The organism is Amycolatopsis jejuensis, assembly GCF_000717335.1.
Classification (GTDB): Bacteria; Actinomycetota; Actinomycetes; order Mycobacteriales; family Pseudonocardiaceae; genus Amycolatopsis; species Amycolatopsis jejuensis.
This window is the reverse complement of sequence record NZ_JNYZ01000003.1, coordinates 228662-244596: the sequence shown is the minus strand read 5'-3', so window position 1 is coordinate 244596 and position 15935 is coordinate 228662. Positions and strand designations below refer to the sequence as shown.

The 15935-nt window shown below is 70.3% G+C and carries 17 protein-coding genes; 10 read left to right on the top strand and 7 right to left on the bottom strand.

Features of this window, described 5'->3' with window-relative positions:
- Window positions 1-24: 24 nt before the first annotated feature.
- The 5 genes from OO71_RS04145 (at window position 25) to OO71_RS04125 (ending at window position 5971) form a co-directional block, all read left to right on the top strand.
- The gene (locus OO71_RS04145) at window positions 25-714 is read left to right on the top strand and encodes a response regulator transcription factor (protein WP_033288233.1); all 690 of its coding nucleotides are present in this window, start codon (window positions 25-27) and stop codon (window positions 712-714) included.
- Entirely contained in the window at window positions 711-2150 is a 1440-nt protein-coding gene (locus tag OO71_RS04140) for a sensor histidine kinase (protein ID WP_033288232.1), read from the top strand. The genes OO71_RS04145 and OO71_RS04140 overlap by 4 nt, the downstream gene beginning before the upstream one ends.
- Before the next feature lie 101 nt (window positions 2151-2251).
- On the top strand, window positions 2252-3052 hold the full coding sequence (locus OO71_RS04135) for a DeoR/GlpR family DNA-binding transcription regulator (protein WP_156096155.1): 801 nt from the start codon (window positions 2252-2254) through the stop codon (window positions 3050-3052).
- Window positions 3049-4119 carry a galactose-1-phosphate uridylyltransferase gene (galT, locus tag OO71_RS04130; RefSeq protein ID WP_033288230.1) on the top strand — a complete coding sequence of 357 codons (1071 nt, stop codon included), beginning with the start codon at window positions 3049-3051 and terminating at the stop codon, window positions 4117-4119. Before OO71_RS04135 ends, galT begins: the two co-directional genes overlap by 4 nt.
- Window positions 4120-4480: 361 nt before the next feature.
- Window positions 4481-5971, top strand: coding sequence for a S1C family serine protease (locus tag OO71_RS04125; RefSeq protein ID WP_033288378.1), 1491 nt, complete (start codon window positions 4481-4483; stop codon window positions 5969-5971).
- 277 nt (window positions 5972-6248) lie between these two features.
- Here the strand turns inward: OO71_RS04125 and OO71_RS04120 are convergent, their stop codons facing one another.
- The 5 genes from OO71_RS04120 to OO71_RS04100 are packed head-to-tail and all read right to left on the bottom strand — an operon-like array spanning window position 6249 to window position 9829.
- Entirely contained in the window at window positions 6249-6692 is a 444-nt protein-coding gene (locus OO71_RS04120; RefSeq protein ID WP_033288229.1) for a hypothetical protein, read from the bottom strand.
- Window positions 6689-7885 carry a molybdopterin-dependent oxidoreductase gene (locus tag OO71_RS04115; RefSeq protein ID WP_245633558.1) on the bottom strand — a complete coding sequence of 399 codons (1197 nt, stop codon included), beginning with the start codon at window positions 7883-7885 and terminating at the stop codon, window positions 6689-6691. The genes OO71_RS04120 and OO71_RS04115 overlap by 4 nt, the downstream gene beginning before the upstream one ends.
- Window positions 7882-8511: a methyltransferase domain-containing protein gene (locus OO71_RS04110; RefSeq protein ID WP_033288228.1), complete on the bottom strand. Its 630-nt coding sequence runs from the start codon at window positions 8509-8511 to the stop codon at window positions 7882-7884. The genes OO71_RS04115 and OO71_RS04110 overlap by 4 nt, the downstream gene beginning before the upstream one ends.
- Entirely contained in the window at window positions 8508-9173 is a 666-nt protein-coding gene (locus OO71_RS04105) for a TIGR04282 family arsenosugar biosynthesis glycosyltransferase (RefSeq protein WP_033288227.1), read from the bottom strand. Before OO71_RS04105 ends, OO71_RS04110 begins: the two co-directional genes overlap by 4 nt.
- The gene (locus OO71_RS04100; RefSeq protein WP_033288226.1) at window positions 9170-9829 is read right to left on the bottom strand and encodes a glycosyltransferase family 2 protein; all 660 of its coding nucleotides are present in this window, start codon (window positions 9827-9829) and stop codon (window positions 9170-9172) included. Before OO71_RS04100 ends, OO71_RS04105 begins: the two co-directional genes overlap by 4 nt.
- A gap of 143 nt (window positions 9830-9972) precedes the next feature.
- On the opposite strand from OO71_RS04100, the gene OO71_RS04095 reads away from it, so the two are divergent.
- Genes OO71_RS04095 through OO71_RS04085 form a run of 3 tightly spaced genes read left to right on the top strand, consistent with a single transcriptional unit; the run spans window position 9973 to window position 13114 of the window.
- Window positions 9973-11367, top strand: coding sequence for a hypothetical protein (locus OO71_RS04095; RefSeq protein ID WP_033288225.1), 1395 nt, complete (start codon window positions 9973-9975; stop codon window positions 11365-11367).
- A gap of 8 nt (window positions 11368-11375) precedes the next feature.
- Window positions 11376-12077: a response regulator transcription factor gene (locus OO71_RS04090; protein ID WP_033288224.1), complete on the top strand. Its 702-nt coding sequence runs from the start codon at window positions 11376-11378 to the stop codon at window positions 12075-12077.
- A complete protein-coding gene (locus tag OO71_RS04085; RefSeq protein WP_033288223.1) occupies window positions 12074-13114 on the top strand; it encodes a sensor histidine kinase in 1041 nt (346 codons plus the stop codon). Before OO71_RS04090 ends, OO71_RS04085 begins: the two co-directional genes overlap by 4 nt.
- A gap of 12 nt (window positions 13115-13126) precedes the next feature.
- On the opposite strand, the gene OO71_RS04080 is transcribed toward OO71_RS04085, so the two are convergent.
- Window positions 13127-13969, bottom strand: a complete 843-nt coding sequence (locus OO71_RS04080) for an MBL fold metallo-hydrolase (RefSeq protein WP_063740003.1) — start codon at window positions 13967-13969, stop codon at window positions 13127-13129.
- Between the two features lie 53 nt (window positions 13970-14022).
- Window positions 14023-15084 (bottom strand): NAD-dependent epimerase/dehydratase family protein, encoded by a 1062-nt coding sequence (locus OO71_RS04075; protein WP_033288222.1) that lies wholly within the window; start codon window positions 15082-15084, stop codon window positions 14023-14025.
- A 122-nt stretch (window positions 15085-15206) separates the two neighbouring features.
- On the opposite strand from OO71_RS04075, the gene OO71_RS04070 reads away from it, so the two are divergent.
- Together OO71_RS04070 and OO71_RS51180 are read left to right on the top strand one after the other, a co-directional pair.
- Window positions 15207-15707 (top strand): MogA/MoaB family molybdenum cofactor biosynthesis protein, encoded by a 501-nt coding sequence (locus OO71_RS04070; RefSeq protein ID WP_033288221.1) that lies wholly within the window; start codon window positions 15207-15209, stop codon window positions 15705-15707.
- 53 nt (window positions 15708-15760) lie between these two features.
- Window positions 15761-15934, top strand: coding sequence for a hypothetical protein (locus tag OO71_RS51180; protein ID WP_169776512.1), 174 nt, complete (start codon window positions 15761-15763; stop codon window positions 15932-15934).
- Window position 15935 lies beyond the last annotated feature (1 nt).

Here is a 15935-nt window from a genome sequence, read left to right as displayed (position 1 = left end):
AGCACTCTGAGTAAGACTGACGGCATGCGCATCCTCGTAGTGGACGACGACCGTGCCGTCCGTGAATCGCTCAGGCGGTCCCTGGAGTTCAACGGCTACACCGTGGAGCTCGCGAGCGATGGTGCGCAGGCACTGGAGACGATCCTCGCCAACCGGCCGGACGCGATGGTCCTCGACGTCATGATGCCGCGCCTCGACGGGCTCGAGGTCGCCCGCCGCCTCCGCAGCACCGGCGACGACCTGCCGATCCTCGTGCTCACCGCGCGCGACACCGTCTCGGACCGGGTCTCCGGCCTCGACGCGGGCGCCGACGACTACCTGCCCAAGCCGTTCGCCCTCGAGGAACTGCTGGCCCGGCTGCGCGCGCTGCTGCGCCGGGCCGCGCCGGACGGGCAGCAGGAGACGTCGGAGGAGCTGTCGTTCGCCGACCTCACGCTGGACCCGGGCACGCGCGAGGTCCGCCGCGGCGGCCGCGAGATCAGCCTTACCCGCACCGAATTCGCGTTGCTCGAGCTGTTCCTGTCGTACCCCAAGCACGTGCTCACCCGCGGAAGGATCCTGGAGGAAGTATGGGGTTACGACTTCCCGACGTCGGGCAACGCGCTGGAGGTCTACGTCGGCTACTTGCGCCGCAAGACGGAGGCGGACGGCGAACCGAGGCTGATCCACACGGTGCGGGGAGTGGGGTACGTCCTGCGCGAGACCCCGCCGTGACCGAAGCGCCGCCGGACGATCAGGCTGCGGAGTCCGGCGCGGTCCCCGATCCGCGGGGCACCCGATGGGGCACCCGCCGGTTCTCGCTGCGCGGCCGGGTCACCATGCTGGCGGCCGCGTGCGTCGCGGGTGCGGTGGCGCTCGTGTCGTTGTGCGCGTACCTGGTCGTGCGCAGCAACCTCCTCACCCAGCTCGACGACAACCTGCTCGCCCGCGCGCAGGCCGCGGTCAACTCGCCGCTGGTGCAGACCGACCAGCTCCGGCAGGTACCGGGCGCGCTGCTGGCGAGCACCGACCTGCAGATCGGCCAGCTCAACGGCTGGACCAACCAGCTGATCTACCCGCAGCCGGGCGCGCGGCCGCCGGTCGGGCCTGCCGAGCTGCGGGTCGCGACGGGCTTGCAGGACCAGTCGCTGCGCACCGACACGGCCACCGGAACGCGGGTGGTTGCGCTGCCACTCGGGCACGGGCAGGCCCTGGTGCTGGCGCAGTCGCTGGGTCCCACCATGCAAACGCTGAACGAGCTGGCCGTGGTCCTGTTCCTCGTCGGTGGCGCCGGCATCGTGGTGGCCGCGGGCGCGGGTACGGCCGTGGCACGCGCCGGGTTGCGCCCGGTCGACCGGCTCACGTCGGCGACCGAACGCGTAGCCGCGACGGGTGACCTGCGCCCGATCCCGGTCAGCGGCGACGACGAACTGGCCCGCCTCACCCGCAGTTTCAACGTCATGCTCGGCACGGTCGCGGACTCGCAGGAGCGGCAGCGACAGCTCGTCGCCGACGCCGGGCACGAGCTGCGCACGCCGCTCACCTCCTTGCGTACCAACCTGGAACTGCTGCTGTCGGCCAGCCTCCCGGGCTCGCCGAGCCTGTCGGACGAGGACCGCGCCGACATCGAGGCCGACATCCGCGGCCAGCTCGACGAGCTCACCCAGCTCATCGGCGACCTCGTCGAACTCGCCCGGCAGGACGAGCCCCGCGAGGCGGCCGAGCGCGTGGACCTGATGGACGTGGTGGAGCGCGCGCTCGACCGGGCGCGCCGTCGCGCGGGTGAGATCGAATTCGACGTCACGCTGCAGCCGTGGGTGCTCACCGGCGACAACAGCTCGCTCGAGCGTGCGGTGCTGAACCTGCTGGACAACGCGGTGAAGTTCTCGCCGCCGGGTTCGCGGGTACGCGTCACGCTGCGGCCGCTCGGCGACGGCACCGCGGTGGTCGAGGTCGCGGACTCCGGCCCCGGCATCGCCGAGGAGGACCTGCCCAAGGTGTTCGACCGCTTCTACCGCTCGTCGGAGGCCCGCACCCTGCCCGGGTCCGGCCTCGGGCTGGCGATCGTGAAGCACGCGGCCGAACGACACGGCGGCACCGTCTACGCCAACCGCGCTCCCGAAGGCGGCGCGCTCCTCACCATCCGGCTGCCCGGCGTCCCGGTCGCGTAAGGTCCTCGCCCGGCCGGGGGACGTCGATCAGCACGTCGCGCACACCTGATGTTGAATCGTGTAGGATTTTGTGTAGTTGATGGTGTGCTTGGGGAGTGGCGGTGCTCGCGCGGCAGCGACAGGCGGTGATCCTCGAGGAGGCGCGGCGGACCGGCGCGGTCCGGGTCAGTGACCTCGTCGCGAGGCTCGGCGTGTCCGATATGACGGTCCGGCGCGACCTCGACGTGCTCGCCGGCCGCGGCCTCGTGGAGAAGGTGTACGGCGGCGCGACGTCACTGGTCGGCAAGAGCACCGACGAACCCGGCTTCGAGGCGAAGTCGGTACGCCAGCGCGCGCAGAAGGAAGCCATCGCCGAGCTCGCGGCCACGCTCGTGAAGCCAGGTACCGCAATCGGGCTGTCCGCAGGCACCACCACCTGGACGCTCGCGCACGCGCTCGACGGCATCCCGGGCCTCACGATCGTCACCAACTCGATCCAGGTCGCCGACGTCCTCCGCAGCTCCGCCCAGCCCGAGCGCACGGTGGTGCTCACCGGCGGGGTGCGCACGCCGTCGGACGCGCTCGTCGGCCCGGTCGCCGTGCAGAGCCTGCGCACGCTGCATCTGGACCTGGTGTTCCTCGGCGTACACGGCATGGCCGTGGGGCCGGGGTTCACCACGCCGAACCTCACCGAGAGCGAAACCGACCGCGCGCTGGTGGAAGCCGGTCGTCGGCTGGTGGTGCTGGCCGACCACACGAAGTGGGGCACGGTCGGCATCTCCACGATCGCGGACCTCGAGGAGGCGCACGTGGTGGTGACCGACGACGGGCTGGACGTCCGGGCGCGGGAAGACCTCGCCGAGCGGGTCGGCGAACTCATGATCGCCGAAACGGCGGAGAACCTCGAGGCAGAAGAAGCGTGAAACGCACCGTGAGGCACCTGGCCGATGGCCGGGAGATCATCTACTTCGACCACAACGCCGACCACCCGCGCCGAGCCGAGGACACCCGCGACTTGCCGCCCGTCGCCGCGTCGTCGGAAATCCGCCGTGACCCGCTCACCGGCGAATGGGTCGCGATGGCCGCGCACCGCCAGACGCGCACGTACAAACCACCGGCCGACCTCTGCCCGCTCTGCCCCACCCGGCCGGGCAAACCGAGCGAGATCCCCGAGCCCGACTACGACGTCGTCGTGTTCGAGAACCGGTTCCCGTCCTTCTCGCAGAACGTGTCCGGCGAACCGTCCACTGTGGACGGCCTTGGCCTCGTGCCGACCGCGCCGGGCCGCGGCCGCTGTGAGGTGGTGTGCTTCACCAGCGACCACGACGGTGCATTCGCCCGGCTGAGCCCGGAGCAGGTGCGCCTGGTCGTCGACGCCTGGGCCGACCGCACTACGGCACTCGCGCAGACGCCCGGCGTGGAGCAGATCTTCCCGTTCGAGAACCGCGGTGAGGAAATCGGCGTCACCCTCTCGCATCCACACGGCCAGATCTATGGATACCCCTTCGTCACCCCGAAAACGGAGCGAATGCTCGCAGTCGCGCGGGAACACGGCGGTTCGGTGCTCGGCGATGTGCTGGCGGCAGAGCAGAAGTCCGGCGCACGCGTGATCGTCACGGGCGAGCACTGGACCGCGTATGTACCACCGGCCGCGCGCTGGCCCGTGCACGTGCAGGTGGTGCCACACCGCCAGGTACCGGACATCCCGTCCCTCACCGCCGCCGAACGCGACGACTTCGCCCGCGTGTACCTGGACGTCCTCCGCCGCTGCGACGCCCTGTACGACCGTCCGCTGCCGTACATCGCCGGCTGGCACCAGGCCCCGGTGCGGCGGGACCGCGAACTTTCGTGGCTGCACCTGGAACTTTTCTCGGTACTGCGGGCCAAGGACAAGCTCAAGTACCTGGCCGGCTCCGAGTCGGGGATGGCAGTGTGGATCAACGACGCCACCCCGGAACAGATCGCAGACCGCCTTCGCACGGCAGGCTGACCCATGCCGGCGGCATACTCATCTACGAAACACAGGTTCGACTCAGGAACCTCTCAGGCCCGGCCGCTTAGGTGAGGACATGACCGAGAACGACCCCCACGCGCCCGACCCCGCGGCGGGTCGCCCGAACCCGGACGCCCAGCCGGGCGCCGAGGGCCAGGCGGCCTGGAACCAGCCCCCCGCCCAACCGGGCCAACCTGGACCGGCGGGACAGCCGGTTCAACCGGGGCCGTCTGGGCAGCCGGTTCAACCGGGGCAGGTGGCACCGGCGGGACAGGCCGGGCAGGTGGGTTCCGCCGGGCAGACCCAGGACGTTTCCGGGGGCCAGTCGGCGGCTGGGCAGCCGGGGTACGCCGGGCAGGTGGCACCGGCGGCGCAGGCCGGGCAGCCAGGTCAAGCTGGGTCGTCAGGCCAGCCAGGTCAGGCGCAGGCAGGTTCCGGTGGCCAGTCGGCAGCGACCCCACCCGGTGGTGAACCGGTCCAGGAACACACCACGCCAGGTGCGGCAGGTTACGGCGCGGCCCAGAACACCGGCTCGACCAGCGCGTACGGCTCCCCGAGCGCGGAAGGCTACCCGAACCCCTGGTCAGCACAGGCCGCCGCGGCGGCACAGACCGGTTCCACCCAGAGCGCACAACAGCAGCAGCAACCCGGCACCGGCCAGGCGTATGCCGGTGGGCAGTACTCCGCCTACCCGCAGACCGGCCCCAACCCGTACAGCGCGCCGGGAACCTCGGTCTACAACGTTCCCGCACAGCGCGAGAAGAAAGGCACCGCGGGCAAGCTGCTCGCGGGCGTCGCGGCCGTCTCGCTCGTGATCGGCGGGGTGGCGGGCGGCACGGTCGGCTACTTCACCGGTGGGTCGTCCGGTTCGTCGGTGAACGCGCTCGACCAGCCGAAACCCGCGCAGCAGACCGGAAATGCCCCGGCCGGGTCGGTCGAATCGGTGGCGCAGAAGCTGTCGCCGAGCGTGGTCGAGCTGCAGGTGTCGGGCCGTTCTGCGGCGGGCGAGGGTTCCGGTTTCGTCATCAGCACCGACGGCTACATCCTCACCAACAACCACGTCGTCGAGGTCGCCGCGAACGGTGGTCAGATCCAGGCCGTGTTCCAGGACGGCAAGAAGGCCGCGGCGAAGGTCGTCGGCCGGGATCCGACCACGGACATCGCGGTGGTCAAGGTGTCCGGTGTCGGCAACCTCAAGCCGGTGGAGCTGGGCCGTTCCGACGACCTGCGGGTCGGGCAGCAGGTGGTCGCCATCGGATCGCCGTACGAGCTCACCGGCACGGTGACCTCGGGCATCGTCAGCTCGCTGCACCGCCCGGTGCAGGCGGGCGGCGACAAGACCGACCAGGCCACCGTGATGGACGCGATCCAGACCGACGCCGCGATCAACCCGGGCAACTCGGGTGGTCCGCTGGCGAACATGAGCGGCCAGGTCATCGGCATCAACTCGGCCATCTACAGCCCGAATTCGGGACGCGGCCAGGGCAGCGGGTCCGAGGGCGGCAACGTCGGCATCGGCTTCGCCATCCCGATCGACCAGGCTCGCCGCACCGCCGACGACATCATCAAGACCGGCCACGCCACCCAGACGTTCATCGGGGCCAAGGTGCAGGACGCGCCACAGGGCGGCGCCCAGCTCGGCGACATCACGCCCGGCAGCCCGGCGGAGAAGGCCGGTCTGAAGTCCGGCGACGTGGTCACGAAGATCGGCGACCGGGTGATTGACAGCGCCAACACGCTCGTCGCCGCAGTCCGCACCCGCGCGCCCAACGAGCAGGTCACTTTTACTCTCGCCGACGGCCGCACTGTCCAGGTCACCCTGGGCGGACAGCCGGTACCGGCGAACTGATCGCTCGGCCGCCGTGGCGCGGCCGAGACCAGCCACGGCTCGACCCCCACTCACTGGGGCCGGACCCTTGAAGGCCACGCGCGACCGGATGACCACGCCGGTCGCGCGTGGTTGCTTTTCCGTCCGGCACAGGCAAAACAAGAAGACGCAGCGAGGCTCTCCGTGCCGCCTCCGACTCGGCACGGAGAGCCTCTCCGCGAGCGATGGGGTGCCCACTCGCTCACCGTCCCAAACGTCAAATCCGCGGGAAAATTCCGCTATGGGACGAAAACCCTGGTCAACGGGCTGTGTGCGACCGAATTTCGCAGCCCCGCCGACGCCACGTCCGGGCCACTCGAACGATGCCGGCAACCAGCACCGCACTCCACACCACGACGAGCGTCGCCACCAGCCCCAGCCACGTGTTGCCATCGTGCAGACCGGGCTGCGGTGGCACCCCGTACGCCCGCCACAGCAGCGGGAACGCCACGAACCCGAGCATCACCGTCACCACAGCGCCGACCTGCACCGGCGCCCGCCACGGCGTCGGCAGTACCCGGGCAAGCACCAGGCCGACCACGCCAGCGACCGGAGCGAATACGACGTCGTTGACAATCGGACCACCGCCGATCCACAGCAACGTCGCGAGACTGCCCGGCCACGCCGGTGCTGCATAATCCACGAACAGCACCGCTCCGAACACCAAGGCCGCCAAACCCGGCAGCGCCAGCAGGATCCTCACCGCACCTCCACCATCGCGACCCACTTCGTCTGCAGCACACCCGGCCGGCTCGGCGCAATCACACGGCACGGATAGCCGTGGTCGAGGTTCAGCACCTCGCCGTTCAACTCCAGCGCGAGCAGCGTGCGCGCGTCGGCCGTGTGCTCACCCGGCAACGTGCTGACGCCGTACAGGCCGGTCTTTTCCAGCGACGACACCCGGACGTCCACCCCCGGCAGGCTCCCGGCCGCCCGCAGCAGGTCCGGGAACGAAACGCCCCGCCAGGTCGCCATCTGGCTCCACCCTTCGACACATGCGATCGGCAAATCCACGGTCGTCTGCGGCAAGGCCCGCAACTCGGCGAGCGTGAGCTGTCTCGTCCCGACCGGCGTCACCACGGCCAGCCGCCACCCGGGATCGCGGGCGGTCTGCGTCACCTGCGCCGCGACGGCCGTGCGATTCACCGGCAACTTCTGCGAACCCTTATCCGACCGCCACGACAACCCGGAGACGTTCCGCAGCGCGGGCACTGTCGCTCCGGCGGTGGCCAGCACCACTGCTCCGGTAGCGATTCCCGTGGTGGCCAGGAATCCACGGCGCGACAACCCACGTCCCGACGGTTCCACCGGTGCGCGCTCCCGGGTCAACGCCCGGCGGATCACCGGGAGTTTCACCGCGACGTGCACGAAAATCGATCCGATCGCCACCCATGCCACCGCGTAGTGCACCTGCGGGAAGTAGAAACTCCACGGGTAGTTCTGCGCGACGTTCAGCAGCCCCGAACTCAGCTCGAAAAACGCCGCCCCGGACAGCACGAGGATCGACAGCCGTTCCACCGCGTGCGGGACCGAACGCACCAGCGGACGTTCGAACAGCTTCGGGTAGACACTCCACAATTTCGCCAGCAGAAACGGAATCGCCGCGATCCCGGAGAGTACGTGCACTCCTTGCGTGACCTGGTACAGCCACACCGGCCGGCTGGGCCAGAAGAACCAGCTCGGCGGATGCTGGATCAAGTGGCTCAACAGCCCGGTGACGAAGCAGATCAGGAACGCGAGGCCAAGCAGAACACCGACGCGCGCGGTGACGCGTTCGCCGTGCGCGCCGCCCTTGAACTGCTCCGCCTTCGGGATCCCGGCGGCCGCCCGCGCACTGAACTTGGCCTGCGCCTTGGTGATCCGCGCGTCGAACTCATGCCACGTCAGCCGCTTCATGTCCGCTCCAGCTTCGCGAACCACCGGCGCCCGCGGCTGGTCGTCCACGCGACCCGGAATCCTGTCCGCGCCGCGATTCCCGCGATGGCGTCCACGCCCACCCAGGCCCAGGTAAACCACCGCCCGCCCACCGGATCCGGCCGCAGCCGCACGTGATCCCGCCGCACGCCGTATCCCGGCGCCTCCAACTCCACGAGCACCTCGCCGTCCGGCGTGAGCAGCTCACCTACCCGAAGCAGTAGTATTTCCGGGTCGCCACCGATCCCGATGTTGCCGTCGGCCAGCAGCACATGATTCCACCGCCCCTCACCGGGTAAGCGCGCGAAAACGTTGCGCTGCAACGCAGCTGCGCCGCGTCGCCGAGCCAGCCTGACCGCGATCGGCGAACTGTCCACCCCGAGGGTCACCACGCCTCGTCGGGTGAGCGCGGCGGTGAGCCGTCCCGGTCCGCAGCCGACGTCGAGCGTCGGACCTTCGCACGCGTCGAGCAACACCGCGTCGCCAGCGCCGCAACCGTCTGCCCAACGGCCCACCGGAAGCTCGACGCGTCCCCCGTTCGCAAGCTCCAGCCAGCACCGATACCCGAGCAAGCCACGGTCGAATTCCCTGCCGGTCGCGAGTTTCACGCTGCCACCCGCACCACATCGACCGCCGTGGCAAACCTGCTGCCCGGCCGGAGCGCGGCGACCTTCCGCGCGTCCGCCATAGTGTCCACATCGGACAACACCGGCAGCTCGCCAACCTGCAGACCCGCCAACGCTTCACGGGTACGCGCACCGGTGTCCGGCCGCGACATCGGGACACCCGCGAGCACCTGCGCGTACGTCGGATCGGCCAGCCCCAGGCCCCACCACCCACCGTCCTCCGCCCTGCCGAGCACCGCGCCGTGCGTCCCAGCGACCACCGGTGCGATCGCCGCGGCCAGTAACTCCGGCGAGACCTGCGGCGTGTCCATCCCGATCTGCAGCACTGGCAGACCAACGTGTACGACGGCCGTGTCAGCGTGCGCATTCGCAAGCCGGGAACCGAAATCCCAGCCGCGCTGAGCGATCACAGTCGCCTTCCGCAGAGCGCGCCCGATCTCCGCGCCCTGCGCCGCTGCCCCAAGGTCACCCGTCATCGCCACCACCGGGACCGCGCCCGGTGTTTCGAACACGACTTCCAACGTGTCCAGCAGCGCGCAGGCAGCGATCTCCGCGGCTTGCGTGTCCGTCGCCGGTGGGCACAACCGGGTCTTCGCAAAACCTGGCACCGGTGCTTTCGCAACCACGAGCAGACAGAACGTCATCGGGCCAGCACCCGCCCGAAGTCACGCACCGCGCGCAGCGTGCCGCGCACCGAACCGGACACCTTCGATTTCGTGCCCCGCGCCCGTTCCCTGTAGGTGACGTCGAACTCGCGGACCACCCAACCAGCGCGTTGCGCCTTCACCAGCAGCTCGAGCGGGTAACCAAAGGCACGATCGACGATGTCGAGTTCCAGCAACTCCCGACGTCGTACCGCCCGCAACGGAGCGACGTCCCGCACCGGCAGCCCGCGGGACCGCAAGAGCAGCGACAGCACCGCATTGCCCGCTCTCGCATGCCACGGCCACGCCTTGCGGGACACCGGCACCCGCCGTCCGACCGCCAGTTCGGCACCTCCCGCGACTGCGGCCACGAGCCGCGGCAACTCGGCCAGGTCGAGCGACCCGTCAGCGTCCGCGATGCACACGACGTCGGCCGTTGCCGCCTCCAGCCCGGCGTGCACTGCGGCGCCGTACCCACGCCGAGGTTCGTCGACGACCTTCGCGCCAAGCGCAGCGGCAATTTCGGGGGAGCCATCGGTGGATCCGTTGTCCACCACGATCGCGCGGTATCCCTGTGGCAACCCCGCGAGCACACCCGGCAGCGCGGCCGCCTCGTCGAGGCAGGGCAGGACGACGTCCACTCCGCATGCGTTCATCTGACGTACGTTAGGTCCGTAAAGGACAGTCAATAACCCTTGCAGTGCTTACCGAATCGTGACGTCTGGCCAGATCTTACCGAGTTCTCACGGATCCCCCTGACCTCGCCGTACTGCCGTCGACGGGGTTATCGTGACCGGCGATGAGCGAGTCGACGAAGGCAGCCCGGCTCGCGCCGCCGGTTCCCGCCCGCCCCCGGATCCGCGCCGACCTCGTGACGGTCGGCGTCACGGTGGTGCTGATCGCCGCCGCTGCGGCCGTCGGCGTCTATTACAACCGCCCGGGCTCGGATGTGGTCATCTACGCATTCGCGCCGCCCCTGTTCGCGTCTTGGCTACCGCACGTGGGTCCCGGGTCGGTGTTCGCCGTCCTGATCGCCGCCGGTGTCGTGCTCCACGGCCCGGCGCTGGCCGCCCGGCTGCCGTGGCGGCGGGCCTTGGCGGCGAGTTACGCGACATCCCTTGGCTGGATCTTTTCGCTGGCCATGGCCGACGGCTGGAGCCGCGGGTTCGCCGACCGGCTCACCACGCCGCAGGAGTACCTGCACGAGGTACCGGGCATCACCGACATCCCGCGTTTCCTCGGCGAATTCTCCTCCCGCATCCTCGACTTCCAGCCCAATTCCTGGACCACCCACGTATCCGGCCACCCACCAGGTGCGACGCTCGTGTTCGTCTGGCTCGACCGCCTCGGCCTCCGCGGCGGTGCGTGGGCCTCGACCGCCGTCGTGCTGACAGCGGCATCGGTCGCGGTCGCGGTACCCGCCACGATCGCGCTGCTCGGCCGTCCGGACGCGGCTCGCGCGGCGCTCCCGTTCGCGGTGCTCAGCCCGGGTGCGGTGTGGCTGGGCGTGTCGGCCGACGGGCTGTTCGCCGGCCTGACTGCCACCGGTATCGCGTTGCTTGCCCTTGCTGCCGTGGGATTTCGCGACCGACGTGGTTATGCCTGGCCCACGGCGTTGTCTGCGGGGTTGCTCATCGGCTTCGGCATTTTCCTCTCGTACGGGCTCATCTTGCTCGGCCTCGTCGCGCTTGCGGTTGCCGTGCTCGGCCGGCAGTGGCGCGCTGCCGCGGCTGCCGTCATCGGTGCGTTGGCGGTGGTTGCCGCGTTCGCGGTGGCGGGATTCTGGTGGCTCGACGGGTACCACCTCGTGGTGGAGCGCTACTACCAGGGCGTCGCGGCGGTCCGGCCGTTCTCGTACTGGGTGTGGGCCGACCTCGCCGCGGTCGCGGTCGCGTGCGGGCCCGCGGTGGTCGCAGCGTCCCGGCGCGGCGTCGCGTCGGCGCTCTTCCTGCCGCCTCGCCGGAAGCTGCTGCATGACCCGGTGCTGCTGATCGTGGTCGCGGCCGTGCTCACGATCGTGTTCGCCGATTCGTCCGGCCTGTCGAAGGCCGAGGTAGAACGGATCTGGCTACCGTTCGGCGCGTGGCTGATCCCGGCCACCGCGCTGCTGCCGTCGGTCCATCGCCGCGGGTGGCTGGCCGCGCAGGCGGCGGTTGCCCTGGCGGTGAACCACCTGCTGCTGACGAACTGGTGAGGTGTGGCATGGACGACCGACCGGGCCGCGTGCTCGTGGTGGACGACGACGAGACGGTGCGTGACGTCGTCCGCCGCTACCTCGAAACGGCAGGCTTCACCGTCGACCTCGCGGGCGACGGGACGTCCGCGCTCACCCGGTTTGCCGAGCGCGAGCCGGATCTCGTGGTGCTCGACGTGATGATGCCCGGGCTCAACGGCCTTGAGGTGTGCCGACGTCTGCGGCAGACGAGCCAGGTACCAATCGTGATGCTCACGGCCCTCGGCGAGGAGGAGAACCGCATCGCCGGCCTGCAACTGGGCGCGGACGACTATGTCACCAAACCGTTCAGCCCCAAGGAACTCACGCTGCGCGTGGCGTCCGTCCTGCGGCGGGCCCGGATGCCCCGCCCGGAGCCGCCGGCGGCCGAGCTGGTGGACGGCAACCTCCGCCTCCAGATGACCGCCCGCCAAGCGACTCTCGACGGCGCCGTACTGCCGTTGACCACCCGTGAGTTCGATCTGCTCGCATACTTCCTGTCCCACCCGGGCGTCGCATTCAGCCGGTCCGACCTGCTGGAGAAGGTGTGGGGCTGGGACTTCGGCGATCAGTCCACGGTGACCGTCCACGTGCGACGGTTGCGCGAAAAGATCGAACGTGACCCGGCCAAACCGTCCCGCGTCGCAACGGTGTGGGGCGTCGGCTACCGCTACGACGGGGTCCGGACATGATCGGCACCGGTGAATCGGCGTGGGAGATCTTCGTCCACGTCCTGCACATCCTGCCGCTCGCGATGCTGTTCGCCCTGCCGGTGGCGGCGCTCGGCGGGCTGGCGCTCTACCTGCTGCGGCACCGGTCGCTGGCCACGACGATGACGACGCTCGTGCTGACGCCGGTCGCCGCGCTGCTGGTCGGAATCCTCGGTGTGAGCGGCTTCATGTTCACCGAGGCCCTCACCACGGAGCTGCTGGTATGCCTGCTGGTGGCGTTGGTCGCAGTACCCGCGGCGATGGTGCTCGGCCGGGTCATCGCTCGGCGCAGTGTGTGGGAACGCGAGGCACGTGAACGGGAGCGGGCCGCCGAGGCGTCGCGCCGGGAACTGGTGGCGTGGATCAGTCACGACCTCCGCAGCCCGCTGGCCGGAATCCAGGCAATGGCGGAGGCATTGGCTGACGGCGTAGTTTCCGAGCGTGCCGAGGTGGCCGACTACGCCCAGCGCATCAGCGGCGAGACCACCCGGTTGTCCGGCATGGTGGGCGACCTGTTCGAGCTTTCCCGGATCACCGCGGGAGCACTCGAGCTGAGCATGTCGGCGGTGCCGTTGCGCGACGTGGTAAGCGACGCGGTCGCCGCGCAGGCGCCGGTGGCCGAACGCAAACGCGTGCGGGTGCTGGAGAACGCGTCGGCATGGCCGGTGGTGTCCGGCAGCGATCCGGAGCTGGCGCGGATCGTGCGGAACCTCGTGTCCAACGCCATCCGGCACACCCCGCCGGACGGCACAGTCGCCGTCCAGCTCGGCATCGATGGCGACCAGGCCCTGCTCGCCGTGGACGACGGCTGCGGCGGCATTCCCGACGACGAGATCAGCCGCGTCTTCGACGTCGCCTTCCGCGGCACGCAAGCCCGCACCCCGGACCGCACCAGTGGCGGCGGGCTCGGTCTGGCCATCGCGAAGGGCTTGGTGGAAGCGCACCGAGGGCGGATCGGCGTGCAGAACCATGGCCCGGGCTGCCGTTTCGAGGTGCGGCTGCCGCTGGCCGCCTCGTGATTCTTCGGACAGTCAGGACGCGGCGACTGCCGAAATCGGCTCCACTGTGCGGTCGGCTGCGATCCGGAAGAACGGCTCGTCCGGGAAATGGACGGCCGCAACGATCGTGCCCGTCCCGGCGATCTCGCGCAGCCATCGACGACGCGTCAGCTCTGCTTGTCGACGGTCGTGGTCGGAGGCGGACCCGATTGCCGGATCGGCCAGCTGCGCCGGGATCTGGAAAACATCGCCGAGCAGGACGGCGCGATGGCCCTGATCAGCGACTTCCAGCACGTAATGCCCAGGGGTGTGCCCAGGCGCATGCCTCGCTGTGAGGCCAGGAGCCACTGCCTCGCCGTCGACCAGACCGCGCAGTTTGCCCTTGGCACGGACGGCTTCCAACGCCACCCGGGCCCGGGCGTGCCGGCCGGCCGAGTCGATGAACGCAGCCCAGTCCGGCGTTCCGTACCGCACCTCGGCGTTCGGGAAGTAGGGCTCGCCGTGCGGCGCGACCCAGCCGACATGGTCGGCATGCAGGTGGGTTAGCACCACCAGGTCGACGTCCTCTGGCGAAACTCCGGCGTCGGCGAGCGCGGCGGGCAGCCCACCGCTGGCCTCGGGCTCACCAGCCGGACCGGCCACCGCGAGGTGCCGCTGCTCTTTGGCGTGCTGCGGCAGATGCGGCGACCCGGCCGGTCGCGGGCCGAAACCGGCGTCGACCAGGATGGTGTGGCCACCCGCCCGGACCAGGAAAGCGCCGGTGACCACGGGAATCGTGCGGTCGTCTTTGAGCCCGGGGAAGAACGACGCCGGCAGCTGCCCGCGCCCGTCGGTCAGCGCTTGGATTGCGATGTCCCCCACCACGATGGAACGCATGCCCAGCATCAAGATCCGGTGCGGCCGATTCATTCCGGAAAGTGACTTTCGCCTCATCGGCTGACGGGTGCGCGCAGCTCCGCGGTGGCGAACGCGGCGACTCCTGCTTCGAACGTCGTTTCGGCGGTAAACCCCAGTAACTCCCGTGCCCGCGCCGGATCGGCGACCACGTGCCGGACGTCGGCCGGACGCGCGCCACCGACGATCCGCGGCTCCGGCCCACCACAGACGCGCGCCAGCTCCTGCGCCAGGTCACCCACGCTGTGCGGCTGTCCGGAACAGACGTTCAGCGGGGTGAGGTCGGCCGCAGGTCCATCCGTGCGGAGCGCGAGGACGTTGGCGCGGGCGACGTCCTCGACGTGCACGAAGTCCCGCTGCTGCCGCCCATCCTCCAGCACGGTCGGCGCTTCGCCGCGTTCCAGCGCCGACCGGAACAGCGACGCGACCCCGGCATACGGCGTGTTCCGCGGCATCCGCGGTCCGTAGACGTTGTGGTAGCGCAAGGCCCAGACCGTGCCGCCGGTCTGCCGCGCCCACGCACCCGCGAGGTGTTCCTGTGCCAGTTTTGTTGCCGCGTAGGTGCTTCGGGGCAGCAGCGGCGCGTTTTCGGGCACGAGTTGCCAGTTCAGTTCCGTCCCGCACCGCGGGCAGGTCGGCTCGAACTGACCAGTGTCCACATCGGACTGTCGGCGAGGTGACGGCGGCACCACGCCATGCTGCGGACAGGCGTAGCGGCCCTCGCCGTACACGACCATCGACGAGGCGAGCACGAGCTTGCGCACCTTCGCCGCGTGCATCGCGGCGAGGAGTACCGCGGTGCCGTAGTCGTTGTTGAGCGCGTACGACGGCGCGTCGGACGGATCCACGCCGTGTCCGACTACCGCTGCTTGGTGGCACACGGCATCGACGTCATCGAGCAGTTCGGCGACGATTTCGGCATCCGTGACGTCACCGCGCAGGAAACGGTGCCGCCGGGTGTATTCGGGCGGAGTGGTGGACCCGTGCGCGGTGGACAGCAGGTTGTCCAGCACCACGACGTCGTCGCCCTCGTCGGCCAGCCGGTCGGCGATCCGGGACCCGATGAACCCGGCGCCGCCGGTGAGGAGCACTCGCATCCCGCCGACGCTAGGCTGCCCTGCCCAGCGTGCGCGCGGCCTGCGCGGACGCCGTCACCGAATCGTCAGAATCGCCGGGCCCGCGGCGGCGGAGCGGACCCGGAACCGGATACGGTGTCTACATGGAACGGAGCGCACAGCGGCTGGGCCGGGCACTCGTGGTGATCGTGGACGACCGGGTCGCCCACGGCGAGCACGAGGACACCACCGGACCCCTCGTCACCGAGCTGCTCGAGGAAGCCGGGTTCATCGTCGACGGCGTCGTCGTGGTCGAGGCCGAGACCGCAGGCATCCGCAACGCGCTCAACACCGCGGTGATCGGCGGGGCGGACCTGGTGATCACGGTCGGCGGCACCGGAGTGTCGCCGCGCGACCGCACACCGGACGCCACCTCTGGGGTCCTCGACCGGCCCATCCCGGGGATCGGCGAGGCCCTGCGCGCCTCGGGGCTGGCCGCAGGCGCGGTCGACGCCGGGATCTCCCGCGGCCTGGCCGGCGTTTCGGGCAGCACGCTGGTGGTCAACCTGGCCGGCTCGCGGGCGGCGGTGCGCGACGGCATGGCGACCCTCTCGTCGCTGGTCCCGCACGTGATCGACGAGCTCTCCGGCCTCGAAGAGGTCTGAGCTCGGCGGGTATCTCTCTGCACTTGTCAAACAGCAGGTGCGACGATGGAGCCATGCCGCACGAGGAACAACGTCCCCCGGCGACCGAGGCCCAGCGCCGCCGCCGGGTCGACGAGGTCTTCGGCGAAGTATTGCCGGAGACCACGTCCGATGAGCGGGGCCGGGGCCCGGAAACCACCCCGGACTCGTGGTATCTCGAGAACCGGCCCCCACACCACGATCGGTGAC

Excerpts from the sequence above, each read along its gene's own strand:
- OO71_RS04145 (WP_033288233.1), top strand. The coding sequence starts at position 25 with ATGCGCATCCTCGTAGTGGACGACGACCGTGCCGTCCGTGAATCGCTC.
- OO71_RS04115 (WP_245633558.1), bottom strand. The coding sequence starts at position 7,885 with ATGAAGCGGCTGACGTGGCATGAGTTCGACGCGCGGATCACCAAGGCG.
- OO71_RS04105 (WP_033288227.1), bottom strand. The coding sequence starts at position 9,173 with ATGACGTTCTGTCTGCTCGTGGTTGCGAAAGCACCGGTGCCAGGTTTT.
- OO71_RS04100 (WP_033288226.1), bottom strand. The coding sequence starts at position 9,829 with ATGAACGCATGCGGAGTGGACGTCGTCCTGCCCTGCCTCGACGAGGCG.
- OO71_RS04095 (WP_033288225.1), top strand. The coding sequence starts at position 9,973 with ATGAGCGAGTCGACGAAGGCAGCCCGGCTCGCGCCGCCGGTTCCCGCC.
- OO71_RS04090 (WP_033288224.1), top strand. The coding sequence starts at position 11,376 with ATGGACGACCGACCGGGCCGCGTGCTCGTGGTGGACGACGACGAGACG.
- OO71_RS04085 (WP_033288223.1), top strand. The coding sequence starts at position 12,074 with ATGATCGGCACCGGTGAATCGGCGTGGGAGATCTTCGTCCACGTCCTG.
- OO71_RS04080 (WP_063740003.1), bottom strand. The coding sequence starts at position 13,969 with ATGCGTTCCATCGTGGTGGGGGACATCGCAATCCAAGCGCTGACCGAC.
- OO71_RS04075 (WP_033288222.1), bottom strand. The coding sequence starts at position 15,084 with ATGCGAGTGCTCCTCACCGGCGGCGCCGGGTTCATCGGGTCCCGGATC.
- OO71_RS04070 (WP_033288221.1), top strand. The coding sequence starts at position 15,207 with ATGGAACGGAGCGCACAGCGGCTGGGCCGGGCACTCGTGGTGATCGTG.
- OO71_RS51180 (WP_169776512.1), top strand. The coding sequence starts at position 15,761 with ATGCCGCACGAGGAACAACGTCCCCCGGCGACCGAGGCCCAGCGCCGC.